The following is a 26989-nucleotide window of genomic DNA, read 5'->3' on the forward strand; positions in this document are numbered from 1 at the left end:
CTCACCCGGCCGGCCGGATCTCCACGATGCTGATCCGGGTACGGGTGCTGTAGGTCAGCCTGCGGCGGTGGTCGTCGTCCTCGGGCCGCACCGCCACCTGGATGCGGATCTGGGTGCCCTTCGGCAGCTCGACACGTTCGTCCGGCGTGCTCACCACGAACACCCCGCCCGTGGTCTCCGGGTCGATCGACACCCGCTCCTGCCGCAGCAGCGGGGTGTCGTTCTCCGCGTCTCCGGGCCGGGTGTACTCGGCGCGTATCCGCACCAGGTCGTCACGCCGCAACCCGCGCAGGTCGACTGTCGCCTGGATGCTCACCAGCCCCGTCTCCGGCACGGTCCAGTGGTACAGGCCGGTGGCCCAGCGGATGGCGTGGAACCGGTCGGTGGTGTCGAGCGTGTCGTCCGCGTGCGCGGTGCTGTGGAAGGTGGCGATCACGTCCCGTTTCGCCGTCGTGGACGTCTTCTCGCGGATCATCTTCGCGAAGTCGCCGGTGGTGCCGCGGAACGCGTCCGCGTCGCAGGTGTGCTGGCGGCCGATGATCGCCGAATCGGTGAACTGCCAGATCCGCGGCGTCTCCGCCGGCTTGCCGTAACGGGTCCAGCCCGGGCCGGAGTCCCCGCCGGCCCGCGCGTACGCGGCCTTGAAGTCCTCGGCCACCCGGTACGGGTAGTCGGCGTTCCAGCGCGGGAACTCGCCCAGGTCGTCGTCGCCGTACTGACCGCGCGACGCGTACATCACCGCCACCTTGCCGGTGCGTTCCTCCAGTTCCCGGCCCACGTCGACGCCGATGTGCGGGGGCACGTCGTCGGTCGGCCAGCGCTCCAGGTCGATCTGCCAGAAGAACCCGTCGTACGTGCGCCACCAGGGGGTGTGCTTGTCGGCGTAGTCGATCGCGGTGGTGGCCTGGTCCTCGACGGAGACGTCGGAGTGCACCACCACGTACATGCCCAGGAACGGGATGCCCGCGTCCTTCGCGGCGGTGAGCATCACCCCGTAGTACTGGCTGTGGAACGTGCCGTCGCGCGACTGTTCCGTGCCCTTGTAGGTCATGAAGTCGATGCCCGCGGCCCGCGCGTCCCGGATCCGGTCGGCGGTCAACCCCCGGTCGACGTCGTAGTCACTCGCGTCCCAGCCGAACAGCGTCATGTGCGGTACCTCCCGCGGTCGCGGTGAAGACGTTCCCGGAATTGCCGGATCCGATTCGAGGGCGCCCTTGCCCGATCGACGCGGAAAGAATCTGATCATCGCCATCGAACAATCGGCTCGGGGAATTCGCGAACCGCACTTGACCTGCGTAAACGACTCTACCGACAGCATCGGCAATCGACCACCGCTGAACGCCGGTTATTTATGCAAATCATTTTCGTCAATTTCGGGTCCGCGGGCTGCTGCCGTTCACCTGAGCGCCCTAGGCTGCCGGTGTGGAACAGCTGGCACGGCGGCTCGGCGTACCCGACGCGGTGGTCATCGGTCTGGGCTCGATGCTCGGCGCGGGCGTCTTCGTGGTCTTCGCCCCGGCCGCCGCGGCGGCCGGCGGCACCGGTCTGCTGGTCGCGCTGGCGCTGGCCGGTTTCATCGCCTACTGCAACGCGACCAGCTCGGCCCGGCTCGCCGCCCGCTACCCCGAGTCCGGCGGCACCTACGTCTACGGCCGGGAACGGCTGCACCCGTTCGCCGGTTTCCTCGCCGGCTGGGGGTTCGTGGTCGGCAAGACGGCGAGCTGCGCGGCGATGGCGCTGACCGTCGGGGCGTACCTGTGGCCGGGGCGGGCGCGGCTCGTCGCGGTCCTCGCCGTGGTGGCGGTGACAGTGGTGAACCTGCGCGGCATCGGCAAGACCGCCGCCGCCACCCGGGTGCTCGTCGCGGTGGTGCTCACAGTGCTCGCCGTGGTGGCGGTGACCGGCGCGCCGCAGGTAGCAGCCGACCGGTTCACCACGCCGGCCGACCTCGGGGCAGGCGGCGTGCTGACCGCCGCCGGGCTGTTGTTCTTCGCGTTCGCCGGGTACGCGCGGATCGCCACGCTCGGCGAGGAGGTACGCGACCCGGAGCGCACCATCCCCCGGGCGGTGCCGCTGGCGCTCGGCGCGGTGCTGGCGATCTACCTGACGCTGGCAGCGGTCGCGCTCGGCGTGCTCGGCGCCGACCGGCTGGCGTCCACCGACGCGCCGCTGGTCGAGGTGGTGACCGCCGCCGGGCACCCGGGGCTGGCCTGGCTGGTCCGGGCCGGCGCGGCGGTAGCGGTCACCGGGGTGCTGCTGTCGCTGCTGGCGGGCGTCGGCCGGACCACGCTGGCGATGGCCCGCCGCCGGGACCTGCCCGGCGCGCTGGCGGCGGTCCATCCGCGCCACCGGGTGCCGCACCGGGCCGAACTGGCGGTGGCCGCCGTGGTGATCGCCGTCGTGACTGTCGGCGACATCCGGGGCGCGATCGGCTTCTCCAGCTGCACGGTGCTGGTCTACTACGCGATCACCAACGCGTCCGCGCTGACGCTCGGCCCGGACCCGGCCCGGAGCGTCCCGGTACGGCTGCTCGCCGCGCTGGGGCTGGTCGGCTGCCTGGTGCTGGCCGTCAGCCTGCCGCTGCCGAGCGTGCTCGCCGGGTTCGGCGTGCTCGCCCTCGGCGCGCTCGGGTACGCGGTCCGCCGTCGTCGTCGACCTGCCTGACGCGGCCCGGCCGCCCTTGACGCGCCCGGCTGACCTTGAGGCGCCGACCGCCCTTGATGCGCCCGACGGCCCCGACCGCTGGCGCGTCCGGTCACTCCTGCGGGCGGCGTGCGGCGGGCGGGCCGGTGGGCGCCGGCGGCGGCGCGGGCGTGGTCTCCCGCAGCAACGCGGTCAGCCCGGCCCGCCGGGCCACCACAGTCAGCCGGTCACCGGCCTGGATCACCATGCGCGGGTCGGCCGACCAGTCGGCCTTCTGGTTCGGGCGGGTGTGCGCGAGCAGGCGTACCTCACCGGGCCGGGCCACCGCGCTCAGCGGACTCCCGTCCAGCGGCGAACCGGCCACCACCGGCACCTCGGTGACCAGCAGCGCGTGCCGGTCCACCGGGATGGTGGCGACCACAGCGCGATCGAGCAGGGCCGCCGCGAACGCGGGCGCGGCCAGATAGGACACGCTGCGCGAGATGCCGATGCCGAACGCCTGCTGGATCCGCTCCGCGAAGTCGCCGTCGAACAACCGCAGCACCACGCGCAGGTCCGGGTCGAGCGAACGGGCGATCAACGCCGCCCGCAGGTTCGTCCCGTCGTCGGTGGAGACCACCACGAGCGCCTGGCAGGTGTCCACCGAAGCGGACCGGAGCGTCTCCTCCCGGCCCGCGTCGCCCACGATGAGCGGCACCCCCAGCCGGTGCGCCAACGCGGCGCCACGCGCGTCCTGGTTCTTGTCGATCGCCACCACCTCGACGCCGAAGTCGTGCAACTGCGCCATCACCCGGGTGCCGATGTTGCCCAGCCCGACCATCACCACGTGCCCGGAGCGGTCCGGCTGGACCCGGCCCGCGTGCAGCGCCAGCCGGGCGTTCACGATGCCGTCCACCACCGCGGCCGTGATCAGCGGGATCAGCGCCAGCCCGGCCAGGTTGAGCACCACCTGCATCACCTGGGCCGCGACCGGCTTGTTGACGTCCGGGTCCTGGCCGGTGAGCGTGGTGACCAGCGTCAGGTAGACCGCCTCGCTCCAGCTCACATCGGCGGCCCGGGCGTTGAGCCAGCCCAGCGCCGCGATCACCGCGAGCAGCACCAGCACCGCGATGCCGATCTTGCGGGTGGCGAAGTGGCGGACCGCACGCAGCAGAACGGCCACCGGCTGCCGGCGCCGCCGCGCCCGTACCAGCCGCCGCGCGGCGACCTCGGTGCCCGCCGGCCGCCCGGTCGCCTCGGCCAGCACCACGTCGGCCGCCACCTCGTCCGCGGGCAGCACCCGGACCAGGTCCGGATCAGTGGTGACCGCAAGCCCGCAGACCACGTCCTGCGGGCGTACGTCGTCGCGGCGGGCCACGTAGAGCGTGCGCCCGGCGTGCCGGAAGTGGGTCGGCGCCACCTCGCCCAGCGCGGCGGCGACGAACGCGGGGGCAGCGATCGAGGCGTCGGAGAGCACCGCCGAGTCGGGGAAGAGCTGCCGCAGCCCGTCCGCCAGGTTCGTGTTGAACATCCGCACCACCAGGCGCAGCCTCGACTCGACCTCCTGCGCGCAGAGCGCGGCGTGCATGTTGCCCACGTCGTCCTGGTGCAGCAGGGCCAGCCCGGCCGCGCCGGCCAGCCCGGCCCGGCGGAACGCGGCCTCGTCGAGGCGCTCCGCCGTGACCACCCGTACCCCCGGCACGTCCCGCCCGTCGGGGCCCTCGGACCGGCGGCGGCCCGGCACCACGAGCGTTACCCGCACCTGGCCGTCGGCGCTGTCGGTGGCGAGCAGCGACCGGACCACCCAGTAGGCGAGCGGGTCGGAGCCGCAGACCACGTAGTGGGGGCGTTCGTCACCGTTCATCCGGAGCCGCCAGCCGGTCGCGCGGCGCGCGCGGTCGCGCAGTGGCTCGGCCATGTCCGGATCGTAGTCAGCCGCTCGCGATGCGCGCAGCCCCGGCGATCATGAACGCATGGCGGGGCCGGGTACGGGTAGAGCACCGGCATGCAGACGTTCCTGCCGTATCCGGACTTCCTGGCCAGCGCGCGCACGCTGGACCAGAAGCGGCTGGGCAAGCAGCGTGTGGAGGCGATCCAGGTGCTGCGCGGGCTGACCCGGCCGGACTACGGCTGGCGCAACCACCCCGCGGTGAAGATGTGGGCCGGGTACGAGGAGGCGCTGACCCGGTACGGGCTGGACATGTGCGCGGTGTGGTGCGAGCCGGGCCGGGCCGACACGTGCGCCGGCACGCTCGCCACCGATCTCGCCGCCGCCTGCGGCATCTCGGTGATCCGCACCCAGGACGAACTGGCCGCCGCCGGTGAACTGCCGCCGTGGCTGGGCCGCGACGACCTGCACCGCAGCCACCGGTCGTCGCTGCTGCGCAAGGACCCCGCCCACTATGCACAGCTGTTCACCGACGTCTCCCCCGACCTGGAGTACGTCTGGCCCCCCTCGGACCGCCCCCGCCGCTGCCTGCCTTGAAAGGAAGGGCCCCTTCTTAACGCCTCAGGTAGAGGAAGGGCCCCTTGTTAACACCTGCCCCCGCACGCCCGCGCCGTACGCGAGGCGCGGCCCGCCGGGGCGTTAAGAAGGGGCCCCGCACATCCGTATGCGTTAAAAAGGGCCCCTTCCTTTCACCTCAGGCAGACTGGGGGGACCGCCGACTGGAGGATGCCCCGTGGGTCTGTCGCAAGTGGTAGGTCGCCTGATCGGCGTACGCGAGCACCTCGTCGACCCGGGCGGCGGTGGCGCGGACCGCGTGCCGCGACCGGTCCCGGCGCTCGTGGTCGGCGGCGGCATCGCCGGCATGTCGGCAGCCGTGGTGCTGGCCGAGCGCGGGGTGGCCGTGACGGTGCTGGAGGCGGCGCCGCACCTCGGCGGCCGGCTCGGCGCCTGGCCGGAGGAGTTGCCCGACGGCGTCCAGCGCAACGAGCACGGCTTCCACGCGTTCTTCCGGCAGTACTGGAACTGGCGGTCGATCCTGCGCCGGGTCGATCCGGAGCTGGGCTTCCTCAAGCCGATCCCGGGCTATCCGATCCTGTCCGAGCAGTGGCCGACCGAGGAGTTCGGCAAGCTGCCGCCCGCGCCGCCGGCGAACCTGCTGGCGCTGCTGCTGCGCAGTCCGAGCCTGCGCCTGGCGGACCTGCGCGCGATGGACCGGGACGCGGCGCTGCCGCTGCTCACCTACGACCCGGTACGCACCTACGAGGAGTTCGACGAGCGGACCGCCGACGACCTGCTCACCTCGCTGCGGCTGCCGGACCGGGCGCGGGCCATGCTGTTCGAGGTCTTCTCGCACTCGTTCTTCAACCACGAGGCGGAGATGTCGGCCGCCGAGATGATCGCGCAGTTCCACTTCTACCTGCTCGGCAACCCGGAAGGGCTGGCCTTCGACTGCCCGGACCGGGACTACGGCACGGCGATCTGGGAGCCGCTGACCCGGTACGTGGAGAAGCACGGCGGCCGGGTGCTGACCGGCGCGGCGGCGGCCCGGCTGGACCGTACCCCGGCGGGGTGGCGGGTGACCGGCGCGGACGGCGACGCCTGGGAGGCGCCGCACGTGGTGCTCGCGGTGGACCCGCCGGCGCTCGCCGCGCTGGTCGCCGCCTCGCCCGGCCTGGTCGCGGCGGCGCCCGAGCTGGTGGCGCGGATGCCCGCGTTCGGCCGGCCCGGGCCGCCGTACGCGGTGGCGCGCTACTGGATGGACGGCGACGTCCGGGCCGACCGCGCGGTGTTCAGCGGCGTCTCCCGACAGCCGACGCTGGACTCGGTGACGCTCTACCACCGGCTGGAGGACGAGCCGCGCCGCTGGGCCGAGTGGACCGGCGGCTCGGTGGTGGAGCTGCACGCGTACGCCTGTGAGCCGGACGTGCCGGCCGACGAGCTGGCCGCCCGGATGCTGCGGGAGCTGACCGCGCTCTGGCCGGAGGTGGCGGACCTGCGGGTACGCGAGCTGCGCGCCCGGGTCGAGGCGCAGGCGCCGGCGTTCACGCCGGGCAGCCACGCCTGGCGTCCGGGGGTACGCACCGACGCGCCGGGCCTCTACCTGGCCGGGGACGGTATCCGCACCGAGTTCCCGAGCGCGTTGATGGAACGGTCGGCGGCCACCGGGATCATCGCCGCGAACCACATCCTGCGTGCCGAGGGTGCGGCGGCCGAGCCGGTCCGGTCGATCCGGCCGCGTGGCCTGCTGGCCGGGCGGGCCACACCGAAACGGTCATAAGCGGGTAAAAACGGCTCTACGCTCGACTGATCCGGTGACACGGGAGGTCGGGGCGGTGAGCACCGCGACGCAGGAGCGGCGCGACGAGGAGCACGGACCACCACGGGACGAACGGACCGTGGTGGTCACCGCGCTGCGGCTCGGCTGGTCCATGGCGGACGCCTACCACCACGCTCAGACCGCCGACCTGACCGGGGACGGACACCGGCAGACGCCGGCGCCGCCGAAGCTGTCGAACCTGACCGAGCTGGCCGGACGGCACCGGCTCGGCATGTATCTCGACGGCGTGGACGTCGCCCTGACCCAGATCGCGCCGCTGACCCCGGCCGGCCGTACGGTGCCGTCCACTGTCGCCGCCCGGGCCGCCACCGGGGCCGACCGGGAACCGCTGCTGCACGCGCTCGACGACCTCAACATCGACGTGCTGCGCTGGACCATGGCGACGAACCACCGGGTGGGCGTGGCGTACCGGCTCGGGCGTTCACTCGCCGACACCGTGCGGCGCGGCGACGCCAACCAGCTCGCCGCCCGCTTCGGCGGCCGGCACCTGCAGATCAGCAGGTGGCTGGACGAGCTGGCGAGCGTGCTGCCGCCGTACTCGGCCGCCGTGGTGCGCCGCTCCCTCGCCGCCTGGGCCACGGCTGTCGGCCGCGCCGCTGTGGGCGATCCGGGCGAGGCCGGGCTCGCCGAGCTGGCCCGCGAGCTGCGCAATCAGGGCGACCTGTGGCAGGACGTGCTCACCGGCGGCCTGCACCCGCGCGACCTGCTGGACGAGGAGAACTGGGCGGTGATCGCCCGCAACGTGATCATCCGGGACCGGAAGCTGGTGGCGCAGGCGGCCCGCGGCATCTTCTGGCCGGTGCTGGCGCCACTGCTGGTGGTGCTGCTCGCTGTCGTGGGGGTCAGCGCCGCCGCCGCGGCCGGCTCCCCCACCACCCGGGCGGCGGTGGCGCTCGTCGGCCTCGGCGCCGGCCTGACCGCGATCTGGCGGTCGATCTCCACGCCCACGCTGTCGGTGGCGGCCGAGGTGAACCGCCCGCTGCTGGACAGCGAGCTGGTGGTGCAGATGACCGCCCGGATCGACCGGCCGCTCACCGCCGCGAGGCGCGCCGGGCGGGCGGGACGGCAGCGGCGGCCCACCGACGGCGGATCGAAATACGTTGCCCGTGATTCCCGAATCGATCTACCGTGAGCGCGCAAGGTCAACCACCGTTCCGGGAGCCGTCGATGTCGCCACGATCCGCCACCACGATGACGTCGTGGCTGCTCGGCGACGGCTGCCGGGAACACGGTCCCTGGCCCGGAGGGCACGACTGACGCGCGCCGCGCGTCCCCGTCGTCGCCGTACCGCCGATCGTGAAGGGAGAGCCCGGTGGACGCCGTCCTCGTCATAAACGCCGACCTCGGCCCGCTGCACCGGGTCACCGTCAAGCACGCGATCCGGATGCTCTGCCGCCGGGTCGCCGAGATCCACGAGGCCGAGCCCGACCGCGTCATCGGCGTCTTCCCGCTGCCGCGGGTGGTCCGCCTCGTCCGGTACGTGGTGACCCGCTGGCGGTTCAGCGCCGGTCCGGCCTGGTCGCGGGCCGGAGTGCTGGTGCGCGACCGGCGGCGGTGCGCCTACTGCGGCGGCGCGGCGAGCACGATCGACCACATCCTGCCCCGCTCGCGCGGTGGCCGGAACACCTGGGGGAACACCACCGCCGCCTGCTACGCGTGCAACCAGCGCAAGGGTGACCGGACCCCGGCCGAGGCGGGCATGCCGCTGCGCCGGGAGCCGGTGACGCCGAGCTGGGCCGCGCTGGCGCGGTGACCGACGGCCGGCGGGCACAGGGGGCGGTGTCGGGGGTACGCCCCGGCGCCGCGCCCGCCGGTCCCGCGACCGGCGGGGGCGCGGGACCGCTCCCGCACCCCCGCCGGGTCAGTTGACCGTTACGGAGAACGACAGCGACCGGGACGAGCTGCCGTCGGCGTACTTCACGGTGAACCAGAAGTACGTCCAGCCCGACGTGGTCGGCGTGAACGTGACGCGGGCCTTGCCGTCCGCGTCCAGCGGGACGACCACGGGATCACCGCCCTGAGTGGTGTGCCAGCTCACGGCCGTGGCGCCCGCGGTGATCGTGGGCGTGACGGTGAAGACGCCCGGGACCGCGGGTCCGCCACCGGAGCCGTTCACCGGGTAGACCCCGTCGGAGGTGACCGTCGGGGCGTCGTCGGCGAAGACCGTGGTCTCCGCCTGGAAGAGCACCTCGCCCGAAGCGCTGCGCCCGGCGTACGCCAAAGTGTGCTCACCGCCGGAGAGCGGGCCGAGTAGCGGCTCGGCGACGCCCTGCGCGTTCACCGCTACCGACTGCTCGGCGCTGCCGTCCACCCGGTAGGTGACGGTACCGATGCCGTTGCCCGGCTGGGTGCCGAAGCGCACCCGTACCCGGATCCCGGCGCCCGACGGGTCCACCTCCTGACCCGTCGACCAGGCGGTGACGGAGAGGTCACGCACCTTGAACGTGTAGGCGCGCACCGGCGAGCTGTTGCCGGCCCGGTCCACGCTCGTGACGTAGAGCGTCTGCTCCCCGGCGTTGCGCGGCTGCCACCGGATCGTCGCCGCGCCACCCGGCTGGTCCGCCGGGGCCTGGTTGTACATGCTCCACTGGCTGTCGCCGTACCGGAACCCCACCACGTCCGGCACACCGCTCGCGGTGAGGAGGAAGGTGCCGGTCACGCTGGTGCCGCCGGTCGGAGCGGCTGGGTTCTCCGGGTATTCCGGGGATGCCACGGTGGGCACCTTGTCGGGCGCGGTGCGGTCGACGACGAACCGGCAAGGGTCGCTCCACGGAGACCAGGCCCGCTGGTCGTAGGTCCGGGCGTGCCAGGCGTACTCGCCGTCCGCCAGGCTGCTCACCGGCACGTAACCCACACCGCTGAGCCCGTCCGCCCCGCTGGAGATGCCGGTGCTCATGGCGGTGGTGGCGGTCGGGTCCGCGACCGGCCAGAACTCCATCTCGGGGGTGAGCGAGTCGCCCGGGTCCCGGTCCCGGTCGGTCATGTCCGCGCCGACGCTGAACTCGGAGCGGGCGTAGTAGTCAGGGCCGCACGGCGTCTCGGAGGATCCGTTGTAGAGCGTCGTCGGCTTGAGCGGGGCGGTGTTCTTCAACTCCACCTCGAACCGGAACTCGTTGGCCTCCAGCCAGCGCCCGAAGGCCACGGCGGCCTCGTGCTTCTTGGGGACGCGCAGCTCGGCGGTGATCGTCGGCTCACCGCGACTCAACGCCCGGGCGACGGCGTCGGTCAGGTTCCACGTGGTCCGCCAGGAGGTGCAGCCCTCGCCGTCGCCGGTGGCCGTGACCACCTTCCCGGTGGTCGCCGGCGGCCTGGACCAGCTGTTGTCCCCGGTGAAGGGCGCGGTCGGCTGGGCAGTCACCGTTCTCGGCTTGGCACAGTCGTTGGCCCGGCTCTCCCGGGCGACCAGCGTGGCGGTGCTCAACCGGCCGGCGTAGACGCTGGGGACCTCGAAGCCCACGTAGACCCGCGAGGTGTGTGGTGCCGACTCGTCGTCACGCCACGAGCCGACCGGCAGTTCACCGCCGCTGGGGTAGAAGACGGCGGAGTCCGGGTCGGCGGAGTCGGTGTAGGCCAGGAACGAGGGGGTGAGCACGAAGTGCGGCTCCGCGGCGGCGGCCGACAGCGGTGGCAGTGCCACCGCACCCAGCACCAACCCGGCCACTGCTCCCCGCAGTATCGTGCGCCCGCGCCCCCGTCCGTCGCCGGTCCTGATTGTCACGTGGACGTTCCTCCTCATCGGTCAGCCTCACAGCGGGATGACGGACTGGATCGTAGCCATCGGCGGCGATCACCACGGTCCCTGACCAGCGGGCATCGGCGGTCCCGCCAAGATCAAGCCGTTCGGAGGGACGCGGTCGTCGTCTCGGTGATCCCCGTCGATCCGTACGGACCGTTCCGGGCGTACGGGACTGCCGGGACGACGCACCGCCGAGTAGCTTGCACGCAACCCTCTCCGCTGAACGGGGACCAGATGAACCGAAACCGAGGCAGTCTCGCCGTGCTCGCCGCCGGCGTCCTGCTCAGCCTCACCGCCACGCCCGCGTACGCCGAGGAGCCCGCCTCGGGTCGCGTCACCGGCCGCGTGGTGACGGAGCAGCCGGGCAGCGTCACCGTCAATCTCTGGACCACCGACGGGGCCAGCGGTGGGCAGGTACTGACCGGCACCGACGGCACCTTCAGCTTCGACGGCGTGCCGGTCGGCACCTACAAGATCCAGTACGGCTTCCTCGGCCGCTTCCAGTGGTCGCACGCGAAGCTCGGATTCTCCACGGCCGACGTCGTCACGGTCGCCGCCGGGCAGGTCACCACCGTGCCCGAGGAGACCATGTTCCGGCCCGGCACGGTCGAGGTGGTCGCCATCGACGCCACCACCGGAGCCCCTGTCGACGCGGTCTGCGCCGGCGTGCAGGAATGGTCCCTCCAGTGTGGCGGGACCGACGGCCGCCTCCGGCTGGAGAACCTGGCGGACGGCACCTACACCCTCCACGTCCGCTCCTCCGACGGTCTGCACGCGCGGCAGGAGGTGAAGAACGTCAAGGTGGTGCTCGGTCAGGTGACCCGCGTCGAGGTCGCCCTGCGCGCCACCACCGCGATCACCACGACGGTGGTCGACCGGGCCACCGGCGAGCCGGTCCCGAACACCTGCGTCGCGGTGCTGCCAACCGTCTTCGGCGCGCTCGACGACCGCACCTGCCAGTGGGACGTCAACTACACCGACGACCAAGGCAGGGTCACAGTCGGCGAACTCGAACCCGGTGACTACCGGTTGCTCGTGCTGCCCGACGACGGCGCGCACGGCATCCAGTGGGTGGGTCGCAGGGGAGGCGTGGGCCGGCAGCAGAACGCGCTGCCGGTGACGGGCGAGCCGGGCCGCCTGAGCACCGTGGCGACCGTCCGGCTCGATCCCCCCGCGAGCATCACCGGCACCATCCGGGACGCCGGCACCGGCGAGCCGCTGGGTAACGGCTGCGCCGGGGTGCTGCCGATCCGGCAGGCCGCTTACGTCCCCGGCGCCGGCCGGTCCTGCGCCGGCTCGGACGGCGTCTACACGGTGGGCAACCTCGGCCCGTACGACTGGCCGCTGGAGTTCACCCACTTCTACTCGTACATCGAGCCGTACGCGTCGGTGTGGTCGGGCGGCGCGCCGGACCGGAAGCAGGCCACCCCGGTTCGGGCCGGCATCGACCAGCCGGGCGTCGCGTCCGACGTCTCCCTGGCCCGCACCGGCCCTCGGCTGACCGTCGACGCCGTGTCGCAGGACGGGCAGCCCTACCGCGGCTGGCTCGCCGGTGAGATCTACAACGCCCGCACCGGCGACCTGGTCAAGGAGTTCTCCGCCACCGGGCCGGCGCAGGTCGACGGCCTCGCCGAGCAGCCCGTGAAAATCAGATACGTGCCGTCCGGCCCCTGGGTCGCCGGCTGGTACGGCGGCACCGACCTCGACTCGGCGAAGAGTGTGCGGGTACGCCCCGACAAGCTCACCCGGGTCACCGTCGTCCTGGCGGAGCGGGACTGAGGTCACGCCGGCGCGTACGGGCCCCGTACGCGCCGGCCACGCCCGCGTTCAGCGGGTGGTCGGCGGGGTCCAGCCGAAGCGCGGCGGGCGGCGCTCGTTGATCGCGGCCACGCCCTCGCGGGCCTCGCCGCTGTCCCGCACCTGACCGTGCCACCAGGCCAGCCGGTCGGCGTCGGCGCGCCCGTCGACGATCTCCTTGGCAGCGGTCACCGTGAGCCGGGAGCGCTCGGCGATGGTGGCGGTCATCGCCGCCACCCGCCCGGCCAGCTCACCGGCCGGCAGCACCTCGTCCACCAGGCCGATCCGCAGCGCCCGCTCGGCGTCCACAAGCTCGCTGGTGAACAGCAGGTGCTTGGCCGCCGACGGTCCGACCAGCGCGGCCAGCCGCCGGGTGGTCGGCGCCGGATAGACCAGGCCGAGCCGGGCCGGGGGTACGCCGAACCGGGCGTCCGCAGCGGCCAGCCGCAGGTCGCAGGCGACGGCGAGCTGGCAGCCGCCGCCCACGCAGGCGCCCTCGATCGCGGCGACTGTGGGGCGGCCGAACGCGGCGAGCCGTTCCTCGGCGGCCACCGCGATGCTGCCGTCACCGGCCGCCAGCAGTTCGTCCAGGTCGCCCAGGTCGGCGCCGGCGCAGAACGTGCCGCCCGCGCCGGTCAGCACCAGCACCCGTACCGCCGGGTCGGCCTCCAGGCCGTCGAGCAGCACCGGGAGCTGCCGCCACATGGCCGGCGTCATGGCGTTGCGCCGGGCCGGGTTGTGGATGATCACGGTTGCCACCGGGCCGTCCAGGGTGACGGTCAGTTCCGCGTCGGACATGGGTCCGACCGTAACGGGCGGGGCCCGGCGACCACCCGAGTGGGTGGCCGCCGGGCCCCGGGGTCGGGCGGTCAGGTCAGGAGACGTTGAGCGCGGTGTCGTCGAGCACGAACGAGGTCTGCAGCGAGCTGTCCTCGGTGCCGGTGAACTTCAGCGTGACGGTCTGCCCGGCGTACGCCGCCAGGGAGAACGACTTCTGGCTGTAGCCACTGGCCTTGTTCAGGTTCGAGTAGGTCGCCAGCGTGGCCAGCACCGAGCCGGACGAGTTGAGGACCTGCACGTTCAGCTTGTCGTACTGGACGCTGCTGGTGCTCTCGGCCGAGTCGATGTGCAGCCAGAACGAGAAGGTGTACGCGGAGCAGCCGCTCGGCAGGCTCACCGACTGCGACAGCGTGTCGGTGCGGGTGCTGCCGTAGCCGTTGAGCCATGCGTTCCACGTGCCGGTGCGGGTCGGCTGGCCCTGCGAGCCGTACTGGCCGATCACGCCGGAGGTGGAGCTCCAGACCGTGTTGCCGGACTCGAAGCCGGGGTTACCCAGCTTCTGGCCCGCGCCGGTGCAGCCGCCGCCGACGCTGCTCACGGTCAGCGAGTACGTGGCGGTCTTCGTACCCGACGCCGCGCTGCCGGTGACGGTCACCGAGTAGGTGCCGGCCGGGGTGCTGGAGCTGGTGGAGATGGTGAGCGTGGACGAGCCGCCCGAGGTCACCGAGGTGGGGCTGAACGAGGCGGTCGCGCCGGTCGGCAGGCCGGACGCGGAGAACGTCACGGTCTGCGCGGTGCCGCTGGTGGTGGACGTGCCGACGGTGGCGGAGGCCGATCCGCCCGCGGTGACCGACCCGGAGGTCGGCGAGAGCGAGACGGAGAAGTCGTTGCCGGTCGAGCTGCACGGCGCGTCGTTGCCGGCCACGTTCACAGCGGTCCACGCGGCCTGGACGGTCTTGTACTCGGTGGAGCAGTTGCCGTACAGGTCGGTAGCGGCCCGCAGGGTGTACGCGCGGGCGGTGTTGGCCGGGTTGCTGGTGTTGACGTACGAGGTGTTCGAGGTGAAGTACACGTCGAGCGCCCGGTACCAGATCTTCTCCGCCTTGGCGCGGCCGATGCCGGTCACCGCCGGGGCCGAGCCGCAGACCGGCGAGGTGCCGTACGCGGTGGCGCCGGTGCCCTCGGCGAGGTTGAAGAAGAAGTGGTTGCCGACACCGGAGGAGTAGTGCACGTCCTTGTTCTTCGTGCTGGTGGACCAGCAGGAGTCGGACGAGCCGTCCAGCGACGGGTTGTACATGTAGCGCAGCGGCGTACCGTTGCCGTTGATGTTGATCTTCTCGCCGACCTGGTAGTCGCCCGGGTCGCTCGGCGCGGCGGCGTAGAACTCCACCATGTTGCCGAAGATGTCGCTGGTGGACTCGTTGAGGCCGCCGGACTCACCGGAGTAGACCAGCCCCGCCAGCGCCTCGGTGACGCCGTGGCTCATCTCGTGACCGGCCACGTCCAGCGAGACCAGCGGGCGGGAGTTGCCCGAGCCGTCGCCGTAGGTCATCTGGGAACCGTCCCAGAACGCGTTGACGTAGTTGTTGCCGTAGTGCACCCGGCTCGGCACACCCTGGCCGTTGCCGAAGATGCCGTTGCGGCCGTGCACGTTCTTGAAGTAGTCGAACGTCTTGGCGGCGCCGAAGTGGGCGTCCACCGCGGCCGACTGCCGGTTCGAGGTGGCGCCGTTGCCCCACGCGTTGTCCGCGTCGGTGAACGTGGTGCAGGTGGAGGTCCCGTTGTTCATGTCGCAGGTACGGCCGTTGCCGCGTACCGGGTCGATCATCTGGTACGTGCTGCCGGAGAGCGTCGTGTCGATGGTGACCGAGCCGGTGTAGATGCCCTGGCCGGTGCCGGCCACCGTCTCGATCTCGTCGTACGAGCCGATCACCTTGCCGGTGGTGGCGTCGGTGATGACGTGCAGCTTCGACGGCGTCTGCTTGTCCGCCTTCCAGCCGGTCGCGACGGTCTCCCAGGCGAGCCGGCCCTTGCCGCTGCTGGCGTCGACGAACAGCTCCGGCGCGCCGACCGAGGTGAGCGACCCGGAGAACGTCTTGCGGGCGCTGGCCTTGGCCGCATCCGCGCCGACCTTCGCGGTGGTGCTCAGGGTCAGCGGGGCGGAGAGGCTGACCGACGCGCTGGTCATGGTGCCGTTCGGGGCGGTGTGGATGACGAAGTCACCGCCGTACACACGGAGACCCTGGTAGGTCCGGCTGTACCGGGTGTGCGCGGCCCCGGAGGGGTCGACCTTGGTGCGGACGGCCTGATAGGCCTCACCGCCGGCGCCCTGGACGGCGCCGGGGTTGGCGCGCAGCAGGCTCGCGGCCCGGGCTGCGGCCGAGGTCTCAGGGCTGGGGGCGGTTGGCGCTGCCGCTTGCGCCGAGGTGGTGACGCAGGCCAGCACGCCGCTGGTGAGCAGCGCTGCGCTGACGGCGGCGACGGATCTTTTCACGGGCCCTCCTGGAAGGCGAAGTTGTGACGGGGGTAGTCACTGATGTAGATATAGCGATACATCGAAGAACGTGAAAGAGGCTGGCGAGATCCCGCCGGAGACATTGACCGAACGGATGAGGAGGGCCGGTGGGCCGGAACCGAGTGGTCCCGTCGCGCGTCCGAACCGGTATGAGAGCTGCCCCCGCCGTGGCGGCCGTCGCCGCCCTTCTCGTCCCGCTCGCCGGCTGCGCCCGCACCGAGGCGCCACCCGTCATCACGGACGGGCCCTCGCCGCTGCCCGCCGCCGAGGTCGTGCTCGAGAAGTCCGGCGGCATCGCCGGGGTGAAGGACACCGTCACCGTGCGGCCGGACGGCCACTGGACCAGGACCGACCGGACCGGCGCCGCGCAGGAGGGCCGGCTCGCCGAGGCGGACCTCGCCCGGCTGCGACAGCTCGCCACCGACCCGCGGCTGGCCGCGGAGGCCACCGAGACCAAGGGCCCCGACAACTGCGCCGACGGGTTCACCTACCGGCTCACCGTCGGCCCGGCCGAGAGCGGGTACGTGGACTGCGGGCCCGCCGCCCGGCCGCCGGCCGTCACCGCCGAGGTGGTCGAGCTGCTCACCCGCGCCACCGGCTGACCCGTTCTTCAAACCCCCTGTCGCTGTGACATCGGCCTATGGCCGGCGGACCGCCGACCACGCCAGCATGGACGGCATGACTCGCGCACTCATCGCCCTGACCAGTCACTCCGAGCTGGGCCGTACCGGCCGCTCGACCGGCTACTACGTCGGCGAGGCCGCCGAGCCGTGGGAGGTGTTCCGCGCCGCCGGGTACGACGTCGACCTGGCATCGGTGGCCGGCGGTGAACCGCCGGTCGACGGGCGGGACGAGAACGACACCACCCAGAACGACTTCCTCGCCACCGCCGGCGTCACCGACACCCCGAAGGCCGCCGACGTCGACCCGGAGCGCTACGACGTGATCCTCTTCGCCGGCGGCCACGGCACCATGTGGGACTTCCCCGACGCCCCCGACCTCGCCCGGATCGCCCGCTCGGTCTACGAGCGCGGCGGCGTGGTGGCCGCCGTCTGCCACGGCCCGTCGGCGCTGGTGAACCTCACCCTCACCGACGGCTCCCGGCTGATCGCCGGCAAGCGGGTGGCCGGGTTCACGAACAGTGAGGAGGCCGCCGTCGGCCTCACCGACGAGGTGCCGTTCCTGCTGGCCGACAAGCTCACCGAGGCGGGCGCGCAGCACGTGCCGGCACCCGACTTCACCGAGCACGTGGTGGTCGACGAGCGCCTGGTGACCGGCCAGAACCCGCAGTCCGCCCGCGCCGTGGCCGACGCCGTGGTGAAGCTGCTCGCCTGAGTCAGATCCGGTAGTCGTCGGGCAGGCCGGTGGCCCGCAGCTCGGACGGCAGGTGGGTCACGTCGTTGAACGCGATGAGCGCCGGCGGGCCGCCCGAGCTGTAGCGGATCACCGTGAGCCCACAGTTCTGCTGGTTGAGCCCGATCCACCGCCGGGCCGGCGCGTCCAGCGCGTTCAGCACCAGCCAGGCGACCAGGAAGTTGTGGGTGACGACCAGCTCGCGTACGTCACCCTCCGCGGGGGCGGCGGCGAACCGGGCCACCGCCTCCGCCGTCACGCGCGGCCCGTCGCGCCGCTCCCGCTCGGTGAACCCGGCCAGGAACTCCGCGTACCGCTCGGGCAGGCCGGCCGGGTCGGTGTCGTGCGGCATGTGGTCGCCGGCGCGGTCGTCCTCGCGTACCGGAACACCGGGCAGCGACGCCGCGACCAGCGCGGCGGTCTCCGCGGCCCGGCGGGCCGGCCCATGGTGTACGGCGGCGAAGCGCGTCCCGCGCAGCCGCTCGCCCAACAGCGTCGCCTGCCGCCGGCCCCGCTCCGACAGGCCGGTGTCCGCCTCGTCCTCCGGCCGGTCCTGCTCGCCGTGACGGACCAGATAGAGCAGGCGGCTGGGCATCGGCACCTCCACGGTCGGGGACCGCGAGACTATCCCGCCGCCGCGCCGTTCACCGGCCCTGGTGCATCTGCCCGATCCGGATGCGGTTGCCGAACGGGTCGCGGATGCCGAAGTCGATCCCGTACGGCCGGTCGGTCGGCTCGTCGGTCACCTCGACGCCCTTCGCGACCAGGTCCGCGTACGTCTTGTGCGCGTCGTCGGTGGTGAAGAACAGGAAACCGCCGGCCGCGCCCTTGGTGAGCAGCTCCCGGACCTGCTCGGCGGTCTTCGGGTCCAGCGCCGGCGGGCCCGGCTTCTCCAGCAGGATCTCCCGGCCCGGGTCACCCGGCACGTTCACGGTGAGCCAGCGCATGAAACCGAGGTCCTGGTCGGTGCTGACCTCCAGGCCGAGCTTGCCCACGTAGAAGTCGAGCGCCTCGTCCTGGTCGAGCACGTAGATCTGGGAGCGGGAAGTCGAAGTCATCGTCATGCCCACGACGCTAGAGCAGCGCGCCGACCTGCTGCTTATCCAAAAGTGCGCAGTCCTGTCGCCCTCGGCACCTGGTCCGGCTTGTGTCGTTTGTCCGCGTGACGACACCGCCCGGACATCGACTGTTAACGTCCCCCTGACAAGACTCAGGGGAATCGATGCAGTTGATGTTGGCGTGGGCCGCGACCGAGCCGTTGCCACAAGCGCGCCGCGACGACGCCGCCGCCCGGTTCGAGCGGGCCGTCGCCGACCTCGTGCCGGACAGCTGGCAGCGCCGCCGCTTCGGCGGCACCGACTGGGGCGTGCTGGTGCTGCACCCGGCCGACCCCGGCGGCTACCGGTGGCCACCCGTCGCCACCGACGGCCCCGTCACCGCGGTCTCCGTGGGCATCCCGGTCGGGACCGACCGCGACGACCCGGTGACGCTCGCCCGCCACCTGCTCACCGGCGCGGACGTGCACCGCGACGTGGTACCGCCGTTCGCGCTGCTCGCCCTCGACCGCGACCGTCTCGCCCTGCAACAGGACTGGCTGGGCATGGCCCGCGTGTTCACCGGCACCGCCGACGGGGTCACCGCCTGGTGCACCCGGCCCGGGCCGCTCGCCGCCTTCCTGCACGGCGAGGCCCGACCCGACCCGGTCGGCTGGACGTCGTACCTGCTAATCGGTCACTTCGGCGGCGACCTCTCGCCGCTCGCCGGCACCCGGCTGCTCCGGCCGGGCGAGCGGGTCACCGGCCGCCGCCGCGCCGACGGCGGCTGGCAGCTCACCACCGAGATCCGGTACGCCGCCGACGACGTGGTCCGCAGCGGCCTCGCCGACCGGGACCGGCCGATCGGCGAGCGGCTGGACCGGGCCGCCGACGCGTTGACCCGATCCGTCGCCGGCCTGCACCGGCTGTACGACGGCGAGGTCACGCTCGGCCTCTCCGGCGGCAAGGACTCCCGGCTCATCGCCGCGACGCTCGTCGCCGCCGGCCGTACGCCGGACCTGGTCACAAACGACGACGCCCCCGCCGAGGGAGAGGTGGCGCGGGAACTGGTGCGGCTGCTGCGGGACCGGCGCGGCCTGGACCTGCCGCACCGCCTCATGCCCGCCGCGCCGCCGGCCACCGTCCTCGACACCGGTCTCCGGGACCGGGCGCTGCGGGTCGCCGCGCTGCACGACCACCAGTACCCGTCGAGCTACCTGACGCGGCCGGCGGTGCGCACCCGTCTGCCGGAGGACGTACGCCCGCCGAGCCTCACCGGCGCGGCAGGCGAACTGGTGGTCGGCTTCTGGTATCCCCGCGCCGACGCCGACCCGGCGCCCACGCCCGAACAGTCGGCCATGACCAAGCTGCTGGCAGCCATGCCGCGCGGGGCCACGACGCCCGAGGCGCTGGCCGCCGAACGGGCCCGCGTCACCGCGCTGACGGCCCACGCCCGTGGGCTCGGCCTGCACGACGAGCACCTGACCGACTACGTCTACCTGATCGAGCGGATGCGCCGCTGGTGCACCGCTGCGTACACCACGGGCATGGTCACCCCGTTCCTGGCACCCGGTTTCGTCGCGGCCAGCTTCGCGTTCACCGTCGCGGAGAAGCGGGCGCGGCTGCCGCACACCGCGCTGATCGCCCGGCTCGTGCCGGAGTGGGCGGACGTGCCGTTCGTCAGCCCCGTCACCGGGCCGTCCCGGGCCACCCGGATCTGGGAGGGCGACGGCGTCGCCGCCGTGGCCGACCTGCTCGACACCGTCCACGGGCCGCTCACCGAGCTGATCCGCCGTCCCGCCGTGGAGCGGGAGTTGCGTACCGCCGCCCGGGGAGGCCAGCCCGATCCGCGGGTGCTGGCCCAGTTCACCGCGCTGGCGGTCGCCTCCGAACGGCTCGAACCCGGCTTCACCGGACCGCCGACCGGCGCCACCTACGCCCGGGTCACCACACCGCCACGCCCGCGTACGCCATCGGAGAGCCGGTTCGCCGGAGTGCGCTGGCTGCGGCGGACCCGGCTCGGCGACCGGCTCTGGGTCATGATGCGGCGGAGGGTGCGGGGGCGCTGACCGCTGCGGCCTTCTCGCCGACGGTGCTCGGCTTGCGGGTGGCGGCCGGCTTGCCGACGGTGGCGCTCGGGCGCATCCAGGCCTTGGTGAAACAGCTCGGGACGTCGGCGGGCGCGGCCTTGCGGCGCCGGTAGGCCGACGGCGACTCACCGACGATGCCGTGGAACGTCCGGCTGAATGTGCCCAGGCTGCCGAAGCCGACCAGGTGGCAGATCTCGGTGACCGGTTCGTCGGTGCGCACCAGCAGGTACATGGCGCGTTCCACCCGGCGGCGTTGCAGGTAGCGGTGCGGCGTCTCGCCGAAGGTGGCCCGGAAGGTGCGGATGAAGTGCGCCTCCGAGACGTGCGCGATCCGGGCCAGCGCGGGGATGTCCAGCGGCTGCGCGTACGCCCGGTCCATCGCGTCCCGCGCACGCAGCATCGCCCGGTTGGACTCCTCGACCGCGCGACTCATCGCTGGTCAGCCTACTGCGCGTCCCGCGTCTCGCACCGCCTGCCGCTCGTCCACGAGGCTCTCGGTCATTACGGCTCGTCCACGAGGCTCTTGATCATGATGTGCTCGCGGCGCACACCGTCGGGCATCAGGCCGCCGACCTCACCGGTGTCCCGGAAGCCGGTGCGCAGGTAGAGAGCACGGGCGTTCGGGTGCCCTCCGCCACGGCGAGCCGCAGCGTCCGCGCGCCCACGAGCCGGGCCCACCGCTCGACCACCCGGACGAGGTGGTCACCCACGCCCCGTCCGCGACCCGCCGGTGCCACGTACATCGAGATCAGCTCGACGACCCCGTCGTGCTCGGTCGGCATCCCGCTGGCCATCCCGACCGGATGCCCGTCGAGCATCACCACGACGTTGTACGACCCGGGGACGGCGAGCCGCCCACGCCAGCGTTCCTCGCGGTCACCGTCGCCCTGCCAGTCCGCCAGTTGGGCGCCGAAGGCGTACCCGGCCTCGGTGAGCGCGGCGAGCCGCAGCTCCCGCCAGACCTTCCAGTCGTCCTCGCCGAGGACGCGCGTATCGAGCATGCCGAGAGGGTTCCGCAGGCGTCCCGAGCAGGCAATCGATATCCGGCGACGCGGTGACAGCGCCGGGTCTCAGCGGTGACCCTCATGGCAGACCAGGCCGTCCAGCGGTCCGTCGTACCCGTGTGTCAGTGCGGGGATTCGCCGGACCGTAGTCCGTCGACGAGGAGCGCGACCATGCGCCGGCCGTAGTCGGGGTCCTCGTCCGGCATGGGCGCACACAGTTTCGCAACGGCGTACAACAGGTCCTGGGCACTGATCCTGGCCTGGATCTCGCCGCTGGCTGTCGCGGCTTGGAGCAGGGACTCGAGGGCCGGTCCCAGCTTCTGCATGAGATATCCGGGCAGGCCGTCGAACGCCGGGTCGCCGGAGTGCAGGGCCGCAGCAAATCCGCGTTTGGTCGCGACGAACGCGGTGAACCGGTCGAGCCACTTCGCAAGGGCGACCCCCGGCTCGTGCGCGGCGGCCAGCGCCGGGCCCGCGTCGGCGCAGGCGTCGATCTCGCGCTCGATGACGGCCTTGATCAGGTCCGAGCGCTGCGGGAAGTGCCGGTAGAGCGTGCCGACGCCGACGCCGGCCAGATCGGTGATCTCTTTGGCGGGGGCGTCGACACCGACGGTGCTGAAGACCGTCTTCGCCGCTTCGAGCAGGGCCTCGACGTTGCGGCGCGCGTCGGTGCGCATCCGGCGCGGGGCGCGTTCGCGAACATTGAAATCCGCTGTGTCCTCGGACACGGCTACTCCTCCCTTGCTGTTCCGGAAAGCTTTTCCGTATAGTTCCGGAAAGAGATTCCGCATAACGACGCTACCGCAGGGAGACGCTCATGCAGTACCGCACCCTGGGCCGGACGGGCATCAAGGTCAGCCCGTACGCGCTCGGCACGCTGATGTTCGCCACGGTGATCGGGAACCCCGACCCCGACGACTCGATCAAGGTCATCCACAGGGCGCTGGACGCGGGGATCAACTTTGTCGACACCGCCGACGCCTACGGCGACTCGGAGGAGATCGTGGGCCGGGCCCTTAAGGGGCGCCGGGACAACGTCGTCCTCGCGACCAAGGTGGGCCTTCCCAGGCTGACCGCGCTGCCCCGGACGCCGGGCGCGGCAGCGGCCACCGACCCCAACCAGCGGGGCGCCTCCCGCCGCTGGATCATGACCGCGGTGGAGGACTCGCTGCGCCGCCTGCAGACCGACCACATCGACCTCTACCAGATCCAGCGTCCGGACCCCGGCACCGACATCGAGGAGACGCTCTCCGCGCTCTCCGACCTGATCCGCAGCGGCAAGGTCCGGGCGATCGGGTCGTCCACGATGCCCGCATCCGACATCATCGAGGCCCAGTGGGTCGCCGAGCGCCGCGGGCTGCAACGTTTCCACACCGAGCAGCCGCCCTACTCGATCCTCAACCGCGGCATCGAGAGCGAGGTGCTGCCGGCCGCGCAGCGCTACGGGATGGGCACGCTGGTGTGGGGCCTGCTCGGGCAGGGAATGCTCACCGGCAGGGTCCGCAAGGGCGAACAGAACGACCTGCGCCGCGCCCGCTTCTCCAAGCACCTCACCGACGAACGCCGGATCGACGTCGTCGAGCAACTCATCCCGCTCGCCGACGAGGCAGGCATGCCGTTGACCCACCTCGCCATGGCATTCGCCATCGCACACCCCGGCGTGACCAGCGCAATCCTCGGCCCGCGCACGATGGAACACCTCGACGGCCTGCTCGCCGGCGTCGAGGTCACGCTCACCGACGAGATCCTCGACCGGATCGACGAGATCGTCCCGCCCGGCACCGATGTCACACGGCTCGACCAGGCCTACCAACCCCCGGCCCTGCTGAACCCGAACCTGCGCCGCCGACCGGTCAGCGAGCGTGGCGCCGCCTGATCGTCATGCCCCCTGGTGTCGCCCGCCGCCCAGGTCAGCCGGCTCGCCCTGCGGACTTGCGTGAGCCCGCCGCTGCCTCAGCCTGTCCGCGTCCACCCGCGGGCCCAGGTCGTCCCGCGGCACCACGACGGCGTACCGCTTGAGGGCGTCAACGCGACGCTGGAGTCGCGCCGGTAGCACCTGCTCCAGCTTGGCCAGCGCGCGCAACGAGGTCTCCTCGACCCCGGTGATCGTGCCCCCGGCGGCAGTGCGCAGCCCGATCGCCACCGCGACCGCTTCCTCGTCGTCGAGCAGCAGCGGCGGCAGCGTGGCCCCGGCGCCGAGTCGGTAGCCGCCCACCGCGCCCCGGCTGCCGTGCACCGGATAGCCGAGGTTCCGCAGGCGGTCCACGTCGTTGCGAACGGTCCGGGTGCTGACCGACAGCCGTTCGGCCAGTTCGGCGCCGGTCCACTCGCGGGGTGTCTGGAGTAGCGAGAGCAGGCGCAGCAGCCGCGCCGCGGTTTCCAACATTCTTCGCAGTATGCCAGTTTATTAGGAACGGTCCTTGCCTAATTTCCTCCTACGCTGATGACCATGACGAACGACAGCGCGATCGCACCGTTCCGGATCGACATCCCCCAGGCCGAGCTCGACGATCTCCAGCAGCGGCTGGCCCGCACTCGGTGGGCGGAGGAACTGCCCGCGGACGAGTCGGCGCCGGCTGGTCCGGTGCCGCCCGGTTGGGAGTACGGCGTCCCGGTGGGCTACGTGAGGCAGCTGGTCGAGCGGTGGCGCACCGGGTACGACTGGCGGGCCTGGGAGGCGAGGCTGAACGCGTACCCGCAGTTCACCACCGAGATCGACGGCCAGAACATCCACTTCCTGCACGTGCGGTCGCCGGAGCCGGACGCGACGCCGCTGATACTGACCCACGGTTGGCCGACCTCGGTGGTCGAGTGGCTGGATGTGATCGGCCCGCTCACCGAGCCACGAACGCACGGCGGCGACCCGGCGGACGCGTTCCACCTGGTCATTCCGTCGGTGCCGGGTTTCGGCTTCTCCGGGCCGACCCGGGAGCGCGGCTGGGACCGGTACCGGGTGGCCCGGGCCTGGGCCGAGCTGATGCAGCGGCTCGGCTACGACCGGTACGGCGCGGCCGGCAACGACGGCGGATCGCTGATCTCGCCCGAGGTGGGCCGGGTCGATCCTGAGCACGTCTGCGGCGTGCACGTGACACAGGTCTTCTCGTTCCCGTCGGGCGACCCCGCCGAACTGGCCGGCCTCTCCGAGGAGGAGCGCGGCAAGCTCGCGTTCGCCGAGTGGTTCACCCAGAACCGGGGCGCGTACGACAAGCTCCAGTCCACCGAACCGCAGAATCTGGCGCACGCTCTAGCCGACTCCCCGGCCGGCCTGCTGGGCTGGAGCGCGCAGCTGCTCGGCGCTTCGCTCGACCCGGATTACGTGCTCACGAACGTGATGATCTACTGGCTGACCAACACAGCCGCCTCAGCCGCCCGGTTCTACTACGAGGACGCGGCGGCGGCCCCCGTACAGCAGAAGTCGAACGGCCGGGGCACCACCGTGCCGAAACCGACCACCGTGCCCCTCGGCCTGGCCAACTTCGCCTGGGACTACCAGTCGATCCGGACGTTCGCCGACCGCGACCACGAAAACATCGTCTCCTGGAACGTCTACGACCGGGGCAGCCACTTCGCCGCCCACGACGCGCCCGATCTGCTCGTCCACGACATCCAGCAGTTCTTCCGCAAGGTTCGCTGATCCGCCGCCGGTTGTAGGCGGACCCCATCAGACCCCCAGTCTTCACACGAAGGGAAGCCCTCATGTATCTCGTCGTTGGTGCCACGGCTCAGTTCGGACGTCAGGCAGTAGAAGAGCTGGTCGCCGCGGGTGCGCCGGTACGGGCGCTGACCCGTACCCCGGAACAGGCCGGGCTCCCGGCGGAAGTCGACGTCGTCCAGGGCGATCTGACCAAGCCCGAGACGCTGCCAGCGGCGCTGGCCGGCGTCGAAGCCGCCTTCCTGGTTCTGCAGTACGGGATGGATGTCGCTCCGCTACTGGCGGCCGCGGGGCGGGCCGGGGTGCGGCGGCTGGTGTTCCTGTCCTCGGGGGCGATCGTCCCGGGCGCCGAGCGGCAGCCCGACGTAATCGCCCAGTACCACCGCGACGTCGAGCAGGCCATCGAGGCGTCTGGGATCGAGTGGACGTTCCTGCGGCTTCTCTTCCCCGCCATCAACTCGTTGACGTTCGCGATGCAGCTCCAGGGCGGTGACGTCATTCGCGCGCCGTACGCCGAGGCCGCGTTCAGCGCCGTGCACGAGAGGGACGTCGCCGAGGTGGCCGCGCGGATCCTGACCGGCGGCGGGCAAGCGGGGCGGGCCTACGACCTGACCGGCCCCGAGTCGCTGACCCAGGCGCAGCAGGTCCGCATCCTCGGCGAGACGTTGGGGCGCCCGCTCACCGTCGAGGACCTCGACCCGGAGCCCGTGCTGGAGCAGATGAGCCAGTTCATGGACCCCGAGTTCCTGGCGGCGCTGTTCGGTCTCATGGCGCAGGCGGTCGGCAGGCCCGCGCCGGTCAACGACGTCATCGAGCAGATCACCGGGCACCCCGCGCGTACCTACGCTCGGTGGGCCGCGGATCACCGGGCCGACTTCGGCGGCTGATCGACGAGGCAGGGGCGACATCCGCCGCCCCTGCCATACGACGGAAAGGACGGCACGGTGGCACAGGTGCTGCGGCGACGGGAGCTGGGGCGAGCCCTGCTGGCCCGTCAGATGCTGCTGGAACGGGCCGACGCGACCGCCGAGGAGGCGGTCACCCGGCTGGTCGGCATGCAGGCGCAGGCGCCCCACGCGCCCTACTTCGGGCTCTGGAGCAGGTTGCGGAAGTTCGGCACTGCCGACCTGACGGACGCGCTGACCAAGCGCCGCCTGGTGCGGGTCGCGCTGATGCGCAGCACCGTCCACCTGGTCACCACGGCGGACTACCGCTCGTTGCGGCCATGGGCGCAGCCCGCGCTCGACCGTGAGCTGGACACCGCGTTCAAGACGATCCTGACCGGTCTGGACCGTGCGGCTGTGGCGGAGTCGGGCCGGGCACTGCTCGGCGCACGACACCTCACCCCCAAGGAACTCGGCGCGGCGCTGCACGAGCGGTGGCCCGATCGCGAGCCCCGCGCACTCGCCACCGTGGTGCGGAACCTGGTACCGCTGGTGCAGGTGCCGCCACGCGCCGTCTGGGGCGTCGGCGGCACCACCCGGTACGCGACGGCGGCCTGCTGGACCGGAGCCGAGCCCGCCTCCGCCGCCGACTCCGAACACATCGTGCTGCGCTACCTCGCCGCGTCCGGCCCGGCGTCGGTCGCCGACGTGCAGACGTGGGCCGGCCGAACCCGGCTGCGGCCCGTCCTGGAGAGGCTGCGGCCACGGCTGGCGGTCTTCCGCGACGAGCACGGGGTGGAGCTGTTCGACCTCCCGGATGCACCACGCCCCGACGCCGACGCCCGCGCGCCGGTTCGCTTCCTGCCCGAATACGACAACCTCCTGGCCTCCCATACCGACCGCACCCGCGTGATCTCAGAGGAGGCCCGCAAACGGGTCATGACGCGCAACGGGATGCGCGCCACCTTCGTCGTGGACGGGCAGGTGACGGGCACCTGGAAGCTCCATCCAGGCAAGGCGTCAGCGACTCTGGAGATCGACCCGTTCCGGCCGCTGACCGCCATCGAGCGCGCCGAGATCGAGGCCGAAGGCGCCCGGCTGCTGGAGTTCGCCGTGCCCGGTGCCGCCCACGACCTCCGCGACGGCACGGCCCCGTCCGTCGGCTCCGAGGACAAGGTGACCGGCGAGGAAACCGGTCAGCAGTGATCGAACCGTGCTCATGCGCGCCTTCCACCG

The 26989-nt window shown here is 72.4% G+C and carries 23 protein-coding genes and 1 pseudogene; 13 read left to right on the top strand and 11 right to left on the bottom strand.

Annotated elements, in window-relative coordinates:
• Position 1 precedes the first annotated feature (1 nt).
• Complete coding sequence (locus Q3W68_RS13085) at positions 2-1147, bottom strand: hypothetical protein (RefSeq protein ID WP_302905628.1); 1146 nt, start codon at positions 1145-1147, stop codon at positions 2-4.
• Between the two features lie 275 nt (positions 1148-1422).
• Here Q3W68_RS13085 and Q3W68_RS13090 point away from each other — a divergent pair, with 275 nt between their 5' ends.
• On the top strand, positions 1423-2664 hold the full coding sequence (locus tag Q3W68_RS13090; RefSeq protein WP_302905629.1) for an APC family permease: 1242 nt from the start codon (positions 1423-1425) through the stop codon (positions 2662-2664).
• A gap of 91 nt (positions 2665-2755) precedes the next feature.
• On the opposite strand, the gene Q3W68_RS13095 is transcribed toward Q3W68_RS13090, so the two are convergent.
• Positions 2756-4486 carry a TrkA family potassium uptake protein gene (locus Q3W68_RS13095; RefSeq protein ID WP_302905706.1) on the bottom strand — a complete coding sequence of 577 codons (1731 nt, stop codon included), beginning with the start codon at positions 4484-4486 and terminating at the stop codon, positions 2756-2758.
• A gap of 141 nt (positions 4487-4627) precedes the next feature.
• Here Q3W68_RS13095 and Q3W68_RS13100 point away from each other — a divergent pair, with 141 nt between their 5' ends.
• The 4 genes from Q3W68_RS13100 to Q3W68_RS13115 all read left to right on the top strand — a co-directional run bounded on the left by Q3W68_RS13100 (position 4628) and on the right by Q3W68_RS13115 (position 8661).
• Complete coding sequence (locus Q3W68_RS13100) at positions 4628-5107, top strand: MSMEG_6728 family protein (protein ID WP_302905630.1); 480 nt, start codon at positions 4628-4630, stop codon at positions 5105-5107.
• A gap of 196 nt (positions 5108-5303) precedes the next feature.
• Positions 5304-6848: an FAD-dependent oxidoreductase gene (locus Q3W68_RS13105; protein WP_302905631.1), complete on the top strand. Its 1545-nt coding sequence runs from the start codon at positions 5304-5306 to the stop codon at positions 6846-6848.
• Positions 6849-6882: 34 nt separating this feature from the next.
• The gene (locus tag Q3W68_RS13110; protein WP_302905632.1) at positions 6883-8040 is read left to right on the top strand and encodes a hypothetical protein; all 1158 of its coding nucleotides are present in this window, start codon (positions 6883-6885) and stop codon (positions 8038-8040) included.
• A gap of 180 nt (positions 8041-8220) precedes the next feature.
• Positions 8221-8661 carry an HNH endonuclease gene (locus Q3W68_RS13115; RefSeq protein WP_302905633.1) on the top strand — a complete coding sequence of 147 codons (441 nt, stop codon included), beginning with the start codon at positions 8221-8223 and terminating at the stop codon, positions 8659-8661.
• A 108-nt stretch (positions 8662-8769) separates the two neighbouring features.
• Here Q3W68_RS13115 and Q3W68_RS13120 read toward each other — a convergent pair whose 3' ends face one another.
• A complete protein-coding gene (locus tag Q3W68_RS13120; RefSeq protein ID WP_302905634.1) occupies positions 8770-10569 on the bottom strand; it encodes a hypothetical protein in 1800 nt (599 codons plus the stop codon).
• A gap of 309 nt (positions 10570-10878) precedes the next feature.
• On the opposite strand from Q3W68_RS13120, the gene Q3W68_RS13125 reads away from it, so the two are divergent.
• On the top strand, positions 10879-12423 hold the full coding sequence (locus Q3W68_RS13125) for a collagen binding domain-containing protein (protein ID WP_302905635.1): 1545 nt from the start codon (positions 10879-10881) through the stop codon (positions 12421-12423).
• 48 nt (positions 12424-12471) lie between these two features.
• Here the strand turns inward: Q3W68_RS13125 and Q3W68_RS13130 are convergent, their stop codons facing one another.
• Together Q3W68_RS13130 and Q3W68_RS13135 are read right to left on the bottom strand one after the other, a co-directional pair.
• Entirely contained in the window at positions 12472-13239 is a 768-nt protein-coding gene (locus Q3W68_RS13130) for an enoyl-CoA hydratase/isomerase family protein (RefSeq protein WP_302905636.1), read from the bottom strand.
• Positions 13240-13315: 76 nt separating this feature from the next.
• On the bottom strand, positions 13316-15715 hold the full coding sequence (locus Q3W68_RS13135; RefSeq protein ID WP_302905637.1) for a M4 family metallopeptidase: 2400 nt from the start codon (positions 15713-15715) through the stop codon (positions 13316-13318).
• A 170-nt stretch (positions 15716-15885) separates the two neighbouring features.
• On the opposite strand from Q3W68_RS13135, the gene Q3W68_RS13140 reads away from it, so the two are divergent.
• Complete coding sequence (locus Q3W68_RS13140; protein WP_302905638.1) at positions 15886-16338, top strand: hypothetical protein; 453 nt, start codon at positions 15886-15888, stop codon at positions 16336-16338.
• Positions 16339-16414: 76 nt separating this feature from the next.
• The gene (locus Q3W68_RS13145) at positions 16415-17071 is read left to right on the top strand and encodes a type 1 glutamine amidotransferase domain-containing protein (protein WP_302905639.1); all 657 of its coding nucleotides are present in this window, start codon (positions 16415-16417) and stop codon (positions 17069-17071) included.
• 1 nt (position 17072) lies between these two features.
• On the opposite strand, the gene Q3W68_RS13150 is transcribed toward Q3W68_RS13145, so the two are convergent.
• Positions 17073-17684, bottom strand: a complete 612-nt coding sequence (locus Q3W68_RS13150) for a histidine phosphatase family protein (protein ID WP_302905640.1) — start codon at positions 17682-17684, stop codon at positions 17073-17075.
• Positions 17685-17733: 49 nt separating this feature from the next.
• Positions 17734-18153, bottom strand: a complete 420-nt coding sequence (locus Q3W68_RS13155) for a VOC family protein (protein ID WP_030502816.1) — start codon at positions 18151-18153, stop codon at positions 17734-17736.
• A gap of 158 nt (positions 18154-18311) precedes the next feature.
• Between Q3W68_RS13155 and Q3W68_RS13160 the strand changes: the two genes are divergently transcribed.
• Positions 18312-20192 (top strand): hypothetical protein, encoded by a 1881-nt coding sequence (locus Q3W68_RS13160; RefSeq protein WP_302905641.1) that lies wholly within the window; start codon positions 18312-18314, stop codon positions 20190-20192.
• On the opposite strand, the gene Q3W68_RS13165 is transcribed toward Q3W68_RS13160, so the two are convergent.
• The 3 genes from Q3W68_RS13165 to Q3W68_RS13175 form a co-directional block, all read right to left on the bottom strand.
• Positions 20161-20646, bottom strand: coding sequence for a helix-turn-helix domain-containing protein (locus Q3W68_RS13165; RefSeq protein WP_302905642.1), 486 nt, complete (start codon positions 20644-20646; stop codon positions 20161-20163). The genes Q3W68_RS13160 and Q3W68_RS13165 overlap by 32 nt on opposite strands.
• 127 nt (positions 20647-20773) lie before the next feature.
• Positions 20774-21214 (bottom strand): GNAT family N-acetyltransferase, encoded by a 441-nt coding sequence (locus tag Q3W68_RS13170; protein WP_302905643.1) that lies wholly within the window; start codon positions 21212-21214, stop codon positions 20774-20776.
• A 125-nt stretch (positions 21215-21339) separates the two neighbouring features.
• On the bottom strand, positions 21340-21945 hold the full coding sequence (locus Q3W68_RS13175; protein ID WP_302905644.1) for a TetR/AcrR family transcriptional regulator: 606 nt from the start codon (positions 21943-21945) through the stop codon (positions 21340-21342).
• 89 nt (positions 21946-22034) lie between these two features.
• Here Q3W68_RS13175 and Q3W68_RS13180 point away from each other — a divergent pair, with 89 nt between their 5' ends.
• Positions 22035-23093: an aldo/keto reductase gene (locus Q3W68_RS13180; RefSeq protein ID WP_302905645.1), complete on the top strand. Its 1059-nt coding sequence runs from the start codon at positions 22035-22037 to the stop codon at positions 23091-23093.
• Between the two features lie 84 nt (positions 23094-23177).
• Here Q3W68_RS13180 and Q3W68_RS13185 read toward each other — a convergent pair.
• A pseudogene (locus Q3W68_RS13185) lies at positions 23178-23603 on the bottom strand (helix-turn-helix transcriptional regulator); the annotation flags it as partial.
• A 63-nt stretch (positions 23604-23666) separates the two neighbouring features.
• Here Q3W68_RS13185 and Q3W68_RS13190 point away from each other — a divergent pair.
• From Q3W68_RS13190 to Q3W68_RS13200, 3 genes are all read left to right on the top strand, one after another.
• Complete coding sequence (locus Q3W68_RS13190; protein WP_302905646.1) at positions 23667-24851, top strand: epoxide hydrolase family protein; 1185 nt, start codon at positions 23667-23669, stop codon at positions 24849-24851.
• A 62-nt stretch (positions 24852-24913) separates the two neighbouring features.
• Complete coding sequence (locus Q3W68_RS13195; RefSeq protein WP_302905647.1) at positions 24914-25756, top strand: NAD(P)H-binding protein; 843 nt, start codon at positions 24914-24916, stop codon at positions 25754-25756.
• 57 nt (positions 25757-25813) lie between these two features.
• Positions 25814-26959 carry a winged helix DNA-binding domain-containing protein gene (locus Q3W68_RS13200; RefSeq protein WP_302905648.1) on the top strand — a complete coding sequence of 382 codons (1146 nt, stop codon included), beginning with the start codon at positions 25814-25816 and terminating at the stop codon, positions 26957-26959.
• Positions 26960-26989: the final 30 nt, after the last annotated feature.

The organism is Micromonospora sp. C28ISP2-4 (assembly GCF_030519385.1).
GTDB lineage: Bacteria > Actinomycetota > Actinomycetes > Mycobacteriales > Micromonosporaceae > Micromonospora > Micromonospora tulbaghiae.